Raw genomic sequence first — 8,873 nt, 5'->3', positions numbered from 1 at the left:
CCCCGCGACGACCGGTACCGGCACGCACACGGCTCGCCGGGCCACGGCGCCGATCACGTGCTGCCGGCGATCGTCGCACCGTCGATCGGCATCCCGGTGCTCGGCGGGGAGCCGCTGCTGGGCGTCTGGCAGAGCGTGGTGCTGGTGGACCTCAACCGGGACAACCCGCGCCGGTCGGTCCGGTTGAGTCTGCTGGCGTCGGCGACGGCACCGCGCTGACCGCGGTTGCGGCTGGTCGGCCGGTCGGGGGTCGGTGACCGGGACGGTACTGTGGTGCCTCTAGTGGATGCGGATTCGAGCGGGATTCGGCCAGAAAGGCAGCGGTGCAGACACACGAGATCAGGAAGCGCTTCCTCGATCACTTCGTGACGGCGGGCCACACCGAGGTGCCCAGCGCCTCGGTGATCCTCGACGACCCCAACCTGCTGTTCGTCAACGCCGGCATGGTGCAGTTCGTGCCGTACTTCCTGGGCCAGCGCACCCCGCCGTACCCGACCGCCACCAGCATCCAGAAGTGCATCCGCACCCCGGACATCGACGAGGTGGGCCACACCACCCGGCACAACACCTTCTTCCAGATGGCCGGCAATTTCTCGTTCGGCGACTACTTCAAGCAGCGGGCGATCGAGCTGGCCTGGACGCTGCTGACCAACAGCGTCGACGACGGCGGCTACGGGTTCGACCCGCAGGATCTGTGGGCCACCGTCTACCTCGACGACGACGAAGCCGCCGCCCTCTGGCAGCAGGTGGCCGGACTGCCGGCCGAGCGCATCCAGCGCCGCGGGATGGCCGACAACTACTGGTCGATGGGGATCCCCGGCCCGTGCGGCCCGTCGTCGGAGATCTACTACGACCGCGGCCCGCAGTACGGCCCGGAGGGCGGCCCGGAGGCCAGCGAAGAGCGCTACATCGAGATCTGGAACCTGGTGTTCATGGAGAACGAGCGCGGCGCGGGCAGCTCGAAATCCGACTATGAGATCCTCGGCCCGTTGCCGCGCCAGAACATCGACACCGGCATGGGTGTGGAGCGGGTGGCGTTGCTGCTGCAGGGCGTGGACAACGTCTACGAGACCGACCTGCTGCGGCCGGTGATCGACCTGGTGGCCACCGTGGCCGCCCGGCCCTACGCCGCCGGCGACCACGAGGACGACGTCCGCTACCGGGTGATCGCCGACCACTCCCGCACCGCGGCGATCCTGATCGGCGACGGGGTCAGCCCGGGCAACGACGGCCGCGGCTACGTGCTGCGCCGGTTGCTGCGCCGGGTGATCCGATCGGCCAAGCTGCTGGGCATCGACACCCCGGTGGTGGGCGAGCTGATCGGCTGCGTCCGTGACGCGATGGGCCCGTCGTACCCGGAACTGGTCACCGACTTCGACCGGATCCACCGGATCGCGGTGGCCGAGGAGACGGCGTTCAACCGGACCCTGGCGGCCGGCTCGCGGCTCTTCGAAGAAGCGGCGGCAGCCACCCGGTCCGCCGGGGTGACCGTGCTCTCCGGCGCCGACGCGTTCACCCTGCACGACACCTACGGCTTCCCGGTCGAGCTGACGTGCGAGATGGCAGCCGAAGCCGGGCTCTCGGTCGACGAGGCGGGCTTCGCCGAGCTGATGGCCGAGCAGCGGCAGCGCGCCAAAGCCGACGCGGCGGCCCGCAAGCACGCCCACGCCGACCTGAGCGCCTACCGGGAGCTGGTCGACGCCGGGCCGACGGAGTTCACCGGGTTCGACGAACTCGCCTCGGAAGCAACGATTCTGGGCATTTTCGTCGACGGCAAGCGGGTTCCGGTGGTGGCGCACGGCGGCGACGACGCCGGTGTCGCAGCCGACCGGATCGAGCTGGTGTTGGACCGCACCCCGCTCTACGCCGAATCCGGTGGGCAGATCGCCGACGCCGGCAGCATCACCGGCGCCGGTGCCGGCGGCACCGCCAAAGCGATGGTCACCGACGTGCAGAAGATCGCGAAAACGCTGTGGGTGCACCGGGTCAGCGTGGAGTCGGGGGAGTTCGTCGAGGGCGACACGGTGGTGGCGGCGGTCGACCCGGCGTGGCGTCGCGGCGCGACGCAGGGCCACTCCGGCACCCACATGGTGCACGCCGCCCTGCGACAGGTGCTCGGACCCAACGCCGTTCAGGCCGGATCGCTGAACCGGCCGGGCTATCTGCGGTTCGACTTCCACTGGCAGGGTGCGCTCACCGAGGACCAGCGCGCGCAGGTCGAGGAGGTGACCAACGAGGCGGTGCAGGCCGACTACCAAGTCAACACCTTCAGCACCGAACTGGACAAGGCCAAGTCGATGGGCGCGATGGCGCTGTTCGGCGAGAGCTACCCCGACGAGGTGCGGGTGGTCGAGATCGGCGGGCCGTTCTCGCTGGAGCTGTGCGGCGGAACCCACGTGCACAACTCGGCGCAGATCGGCCCGGTGACCATCCTGGGCGAGTCGTCGATCGGGTCCGGGGTGCGCCGGGTGGAGGCGTACGTCGGGCTGGACTCGTTCAAGCACCTGGCCAAGGAGCGGGCGCTGATGGCCGGGCTGGCGTCGTCGCTGAAGGTGCCCTCCGAGGAGGTGCCGGCCCGGGTGGCCAACCTGGTGGAGCGGCTCAAGGCGGCCGAGAAGGAGCTGGAGCGGGCCCGGCTGGCCGGGGCCCGGGCCGGCGCCGCCGAGGCCGCGGCCGGCGCCCAGCGGATCGGCGCCGTGCGGGTGGTGGCGCAGCGGATGCCGGCCGGCAGCACCGCCGCCGACCTGCGGTCGCTGGTCGGCGACGTGCGCGGCACGCTGGGCAGCGAGCCGGCCGCGGTGCTGCTGATCGCCGCGGGCGGGCCGGACTCGCCGGGCACGGTGCCGTACGCCGCCGCGGTGAATCCGGCCGCCCAGCAGCTCGGCCTGCGCGCCGACGACCTGGTCAAAGAGGTGTCCGTGGCGGTGGCCGGGCGCGGCGGCGGCAAAGCCGACCTGGCGCAGGGCTCGGGGAAGGATCCGGCCGGTGTCGATGCCGCCCTGGACGCGTTCCGGGCGGCGATCACCCGCGGGCAGCCGTCGTGATCGCGCAGCGGACTCCGGACCGCCCCGGCGGAGCCGACGATCCGGGCCGCGGCCGGCGGCTCGGTGTCGACGTGGGCACGGTGCGGATCGGCGTCGCCTGCTCGGATCCGGACGCGGTGCTGGCCACCCCGGTGCGGACCGTCCGCCGGGACGCCGGCGACGCACACCTGCGCCGGCTGGCCGACCTGGTGACCGAGTTGGGGGTCGTCGAGGTGGTGGTCGGCCTGCCGCGCACGCTGGCCGACCGGACCGGCGCCGCGGCCCGGGACGCGATCCACGTCGCCGACCAACTTGCCGGCCGGATCGCGCCGATACCGGTGCGGTTGGCCGACGAGCGGTTGAGTACGGTCACCGCCCAGCGGGCGTTGCACGCGGCCGGGGTGCGGGCCAAACGCCAGCGATCGGTCGTCGACCAGGTGGCGGCGGTGACCATTCTGCAGAGCTGGCTGGACCAGCGGCGCAGCGCGACGCCGGCGGCGACAGGGGAGGCCGAGGATGGCTGACCGCCGACGAACCCGGCAGACCCGGCCGGGCCAGTCGCGCCCCCGGGAGTCGTGGCAGACAGCGGAGACCGAGCCGGTGGCCAGACCGCCGCGCGAGCGCGCCACACCGGCGGCGGTCGGACCGTCGCGCCGGGACCGGGCCCGGGCCGCCCGGGCCGCCCGGGCCCGCCGCACCCGGCTCCGTCTCGCCGTTGCGCTGGGCTTGGTGCTGATCGGCACGCTGGTCGTCGCGACCGCGTACCTGAAAACCGGTTGGCTGCACCCGGTCTACGACTACACCGGCGAAGGCAACCAGGACGTGCTGATCGAGGTGCACCAGGGGGACACCGCCGCCGCCATCGGCGAGACCCTGCAGCAGGCCGGGGTGGTCGCCACCGTCGGCTCGTTCGTGGACGCCTCCTACGGCAACGCCAAGATGGCCGCCATCCAGCCGGGCTTCTACCAGGTCCGCACCCACATCCCGTCCGCGGCCGCGGTGGCCCAGCTCACCGACCCGGACCACCGGATGGGCCTGGTATTGATCCCGGAGGGCAGCCAGCTCGACGACACCACCTACATCGGCAACGGAAAGGTGACCCCGGGTATCTTCTCCCGGATATCGGAAGCCACCCGCGTCGACCTCAACGGCCAACACCACCAGGTGGACGCGACGGCGTTGCGCGCCGCCGCCGGTGGCGCGCCGCTGGCCGAGCTGGCGGTGCCGGACTGGGCGCTCGGGCCGGCGACCAGGCTCACCGGTGAGCTGGGCGCCGATCGGCACCGCCGACTCGAGGGGTTGATCGCGCCCGGCACCTGGAGCGTCGACCCGCTGGCCTCACCGACGCAGATCCTGGCCACCCTGATCAAGGTCAGCGCCGCCCGCTACGACGAGTCCGGGCTGCGAACCAAGGCTGCCACGCTGCAGACGACCCCGTACCAGGTGTTGGTGGTGGCGTCGCTGGTGCAGAAGGAAGCCGAACCCGACGACTACGCCAAAGTGGCCCGGGTCATCTACAACCGGCTGGACACCGACGCGGAGATGCTTCAGTTCGACTCCACCGTCAACTACCCGCTGGAACGCCGGGAAGTCGCCACCAGTGACGACGACCGGCACCGAGAGACGCCGTGGAACACCTACGTGATCATCGGTCTTCCGCTGACGCCGATCTGCTCGCCGGACGAGGCCGCGCTCACCGCGGCCGAGCAGCCCGAGCCCGGCGACTGGCTGTACTTCGTCACCGTCGACAAAAACGGCACCACGCTGTTCACCAACGACTACCAGGAGCATCTGGCCAACATCGAGCAGGCCCAGCAAAACGGTGTCCTCGAGAGCAACCGCTAGCCGCACCGGTCGCAGGGCCGGCGTGCTCGGCTCGCCGATCGCGCACTCCCGGTCGCCGCAGCTGCACCTGGCCGCCTACCGGGCGCTCGGCCTGACCGGCTGGACCTATCAGCGGATCGAATGCGGTGCCGACGAGCTGCCCGCGGTGGTCCGCGGTTTCGGTCCGGAGTGGGTCGGCGTGTCGGTGACCATGCCGGGGAAGTTCGCCGCGCTGGCCGTCGCCGACCAGCGGACCGAGCGGGCGGAGCTGGTCGGCTCGGCCAACACCCTGGTGCGTACCGAGACCGGTTGGCTGGCCGACAACACCGACGTCGACGGGGTGGCCGGGGCGCTCGGCGCGGTGGCCGGGCCCGCGCTGGTGCTGGGATCGGGCGGCACCGCCCCGGCGGCCGTGCTGGCCCTGGCGCGGCTCGGCGCCGAACGTGTCACCGTGGTCGCGCGCAATCCCGACAAGGCCGGCCGGATCGTGGACCTGGCGACCCGGCTCGACGTGCCGGCCCGCTTCGTCGCGCTCGACGACCCGGCGGTGGCCGGCGTCGCGGCGGCGTCCGCGGTGCTGGTCAGCACGGTCCCGGTCGACGTCGGCGCGCGCTGCGCCGCCGCGCTGCGCGCCGTCCCGGTACTGCTGGACGCGATCTACGACCCGTGGCCCACCCCGCTGGCGGCGGCGGTGCGCGCCGCCGGCGGCACCGTGATCAGCGGCCTGCAGATGCTGGTGCACCAGGCGTACACCCAGGTGGAGCTGTTCACCGGCCGACCCGCCCCGCGGGAGGCGATGAGCCGCGCGGTGGCCGAACCGGGCTAGCCCTCGCCCAGACCACCTGCCGTTCGCCCCGGGCTACCCGACACCGCGGCCGCCGAGGAGAAACCGCTCGGTTCCAAACTCTTCGACATCCAGGTCGGCGGCGCCGTCGCGTCCGCCACAATCGCGTTTACCGATTCGCCGGGCGACAGGACGCTGTACGTCCGTAAGGAGAACAACACGTGGACGGTCTGCTCTGCGGCGAAAGACCAGCTGACGCACGGTAATTAGTCACCCGGCCGACTGGCGGAGACTGACTTGCGCCCGGCCGCCGCCGGACTAGCCTCCCGAACGTGTGGGTGGTGGTGGTCTGGCTGGCCGCGCTGAGCGGTTACGACATCCGGCAGCGCCGGCTGCCGAACTGGCTGACCCTGCCCGGCGCGGCGGCGGTGCTGGCGTTCGCGGCGCTGGCCGGGCGGGGCGAGCCGGCGCTGGCCGGTGCGGTGGCGCTGACCGCGGTGTATCTGACGGTGCACCTGGCGGCGCCGGGCGCGCTGGGTGCCGGCGACGTGAAGCTGGCCATCGGCATCGGTGCGCTGACCGGGTCGTCGGGGGCTGCGGCGTGGGCGCTGGCGGCGGTGCTGGCGCCGTTGCTGACCGCCGGCTGGGCGATCGCCGCACTGGTGCTGCGGGGGGCGCGCAGCGTGCCGCACGGCCCGTCGATGTGCCTGGCCGGCCTGGCGGCGATCGCACTGACACCGCTCTGACCTGGGGAATCGCCGGGATTTTGGCCTGCCGGAAAAAGTTTAACGAGATGTGTTGGATGCTCAGTCGGCTATCAGGTAGTATCGACTCAGGTGTAAGCGTCTGGGCGGACACCGTGACCCGCGATCGAAGGAGGCGACAGGTGAAGCGAAGCGTTGTCGCCGGTGTTGCTGCGGGTGCCCTGGTGGCTGGCGCCGGGTTGTTCGCCGCCAATGCCAGTGGTCCGTCGCTGCCGGACGTGCAGGTGCCGGCCGTTCAGCTCTCCAACGCCGAGGGCATGGACGCGACGGCCGCCTGGCTGGACCTGTTCAGCCAGGGTCCGGACACGCTCGGCGTGCCGGAGCAGCAGGGTCTGCCCGGCCAGCCGCCGCTGGTGGTGATCGAGGAGCAGAACCCGGTCCAAGGGCTGGAGGGGCTCTTCGACACCGGCGCCGTGGACGAGGTCACCTCGGTGATGAACGGGCCCGGGGCGGCCAGTGTGCTGGCCCCCGAAAACGACTCCTGAGGACTCCTGGGGCTGCGGAGGGCCGCCGGCCGCGCCGGTTGCTTCCCGTGCGCACGCGTCCACGATCGGCCGTCGCCGCGCCCGCACGGGCTTGATTCCGTCGATGCGGAACCGGTCCGGCGTCGGCGGCCGAATCGGCATGGGAAGATGGGACACGTGTTGCGTTGGATCACTGCCGGTGAATCGCACGGCCGCGCCCTGGTGGCGGTGGTCGAAGGGATGGTCGCCGGGGTGACCGTCACCACCGACGGCATCGCCGCCCAGCTCGCCCGCCGGCGCCTCGGCTACGGCCGCGGCGCCCGGATGAAGTTCGAGGCCGATGCGGTGACGCTGCTGGCCGGGGTGCGGCACGGCGTCACGCTGGGCGGTCCGATCGCCGTCGAGATCGGCAACACCGAGTGGCCGAAGTGGGAGACGGTGATGGCCGCCGACCCGGTCGATCCGGGCACCCTGGACAGCGCGGGCGGGGCCCGCAACGCGCCGCTGACCCGGCCCCGGCCCGGCCACGCCGACTACGCGGGCATGCTCAAGTACGGCTTCGACGACGCCCGCCCGGTGCTGGAGCGGGCCAGCGCCCGAGAGACCGCCGCCCGGGTGGCGGCCGGAACCATCGCCCGGGCCTTCCTCGACCAGGCCCTCGGCGTACAGGTTCTCTCCCACGTCGTCTCGATCGGCGCATCGCGGGCGTACGACGGCCCGCCGCCGTGCCCCGATGACCTGGCGGCGATCGACGCCAGCCCGGTGCGGGCGTACGACAAGACCGCCGAATCGGCGATGATCGCCGAGATCGAAGCGGCCAAATCCGACGGTGACACCCTGGGCGGGGTGGTGGAGGTGGTGGCGTCCGGCCTGCCGGTCGGGCTGGGCTCGTTCACCAGCGGGGACAACCGGCTGGACAGCCAGCTCGCGGCCGCGGTGATGGGCATCCAGGCGATCAAGGGCGTGGAGATCGGCGACGGCTTCGCCACCGCCCGCCGCCGCGGCAGCCAGGCGCACGATGAGATGTACCCCGGTCCCGACGGCGTGACCCGCTCGACCAACCGGGCCGGTGGGCTGGAAGGCGGGATGACCAACGGCCAGGAACTGCGGCTGCGGGCCGCGATGAAACCGATCTCCACCGTGCCCCGGGCGCTGGCCACCGTCGACATGGCCACCGGCGACGAAGCGGTCGCCATCCACCAGCGCTCCGATGTCTGCGCGGTGCCGGCCGCCGGGGTGGTGGCCGAGACGATGGTGGCGCTGGTGCTGGCCCGGGCCGCGTTGGAGAAGTTCGGCGGCGACTCGCTGACCGAGACCCGGTGCAACGTCGAGGCGTACCGGCGTTCGGTGGCCGCCCGTGAGCCGGCCGGCGACCCGGCCCGGGTATCCGGGTAGGCGGTGATGCCACCCAAGGCGGTACTGGTGGGGCTGCCCGGCGCGGGCAAGTCCACCATCGGGCGACGGCTGGCCAAGGCGCTCGACGTCGAGCTGTTGGACACCGACGCCGCGATCGAGGCCCGCACCGGCCGCAGCGTCGCCGACATCTTCGCCGCCGACGGCGAGGCGGAGTTCCGCCGGATCGAGGAGACGGTGGTGCGCGCGGCGCTGGCCGACCACGACGGTGTGGTCTCACTCGGCGGCGGGGCGGTCACCACCCCGGGGGTGCGTGCCGCGCTGGCCGGCCACACCGTGGTGTTCCTGGAGATCAGCGCCGCCGAGGGGGTCCGCCGCACCGGCGGCACGACGGTGCGCCCACTGCTGGCCGGACCCGGCCGCGCCGAGAAGTTCCACGAATTGATGACCGAACGGGTGCCGCTGTACCGCCGGGTCGCCACCATCCGGGTGAACACCAACCGGCGCAACCCCAGGGCGGTGGTGCGCTACATCGTCTCCCGGCTGCAACCCCGCGAACCGGCCGCCGGCCCGGCCGGCACACCGGACGCCGCGACGCCCGCCGGGCCGCCGGCGTCGTCACCGCCGACCCCCGCCACGCCCGCGGCGCTGGCGGCGCGCC

General features: G+C 72.8%; 8 protein-coding genes and 1 pseudogene. All 9 read left to right on the top strand.

What is annotated here, in order from left to right; genetic code table 11:
* Positions 1-219, top strand: a 219-nt coding sequence (locus tag AC2VNT_RS03980; RefSeq protein ID WP_486945615.1) for a YjbQ family protein, incomplete at its 5' end; no start/stop codon positions are given.
* A gap of 104 nt (positions 220-323) precedes the next feature.
* Entirely contained in the window at positions 324-3,044 is a 2,721-nt protein-coding gene (gene alaS, locus AC2VNT_RS03975) for an alanine--tRNA ligase (protein ID WP_486945614.1), read from the top strand.
* Positions 3,041-3,547: a Holliday junction resolvase RuvX gene (ruvX, locus tag AC2VNT_RS03970; protein WP_486945613.1), complete on the top strand. Its 507-nt coding sequence runs from the start codon at positions 3,041-3,043 to the stop codon at positions 3,545-3,547. Before alaS ends, ruvX begins: the two co-directional genes overlap by 4 nt.
* A complete protein-coding gene (locus AC2VNT_RS03965) occupies positions 3,540-4,868 on the top strand; it encodes an endolytic transglycosylase MltG (RefSeq protein WP_486945612.1) in 1,329 nt (442 codons plus the stop codon). The genes ruvX and AC2VNT_RS03965 overlap by 8 nt, the downstream gene beginning before the upstream one ends.
* Positions 4,846-5,673: a shikimate dehydrogenase gene (locus tag AC2VNT_RS03960; protein ID WP_486945611.1), complete on the top strand. Its 828-nt coding sequence runs from the start codon at positions 4,846-4,848 to the stop codon at positions 5,671-5,673. Before AC2VNT_RS03965 ends, AC2VNT_RS03960 begins: the two co-directional genes overlap by 23 nt.
* Before the next feature lie 290 nt (positions 5,674-5,963).
* Positions 5,964-6,377: a prepilin peptidase gene (locus AC2VNT_RS03955; RefSeq protein WP_486945610.1), complete on the top strand. Its 414-nt coding sequence runs from the start codon at positions 5,964-5,966 to the stop codon at positions 6,375-6,377.
* Positions 6,378-6,517: 140 nt separating this feature from the next.
* Positions 6,518-6,880: a hypothetical protein gene (locus AC2VNT_RS03950; RefSeq protein ID WP_486945609.1), complete on the top strand. Its 363-nt coding sequence runs from the start codon at positions 6,518-6,520 to the stop codon at positions 6,878-6,880.
* A gap of 156 nt (positions 6,881-7,036) precedes the next feature.
* Complete coding sequence (gene aroC / locus AC2VNT_RS03945; protein ID WP_486945616.1) at positions 7,037-8,254, top strand: chorismate synthase; 1,218 nt, start codon at positions 7,037-7,039, stop codon at positions 8,252-8,254.
* A 6-nt stretch (positions 8,255-8,260) separates the two neighbouring features.
* Positions 8,261-8,776 (top strand): annotated as a pseudogene (locus AC2VNT_RS03940) (shikimate kinase); the annotation flags it as partial.
* Between the last annotated feature and the right edge of the window lie 97 nt (positions 8,777-8,873).

The organism is Mycobacterium sp. TH-M15 (assembly GCF_057473705.1).
This window is presented reverse-complemented; position numbering and strand designations above follow the sequence as displayed.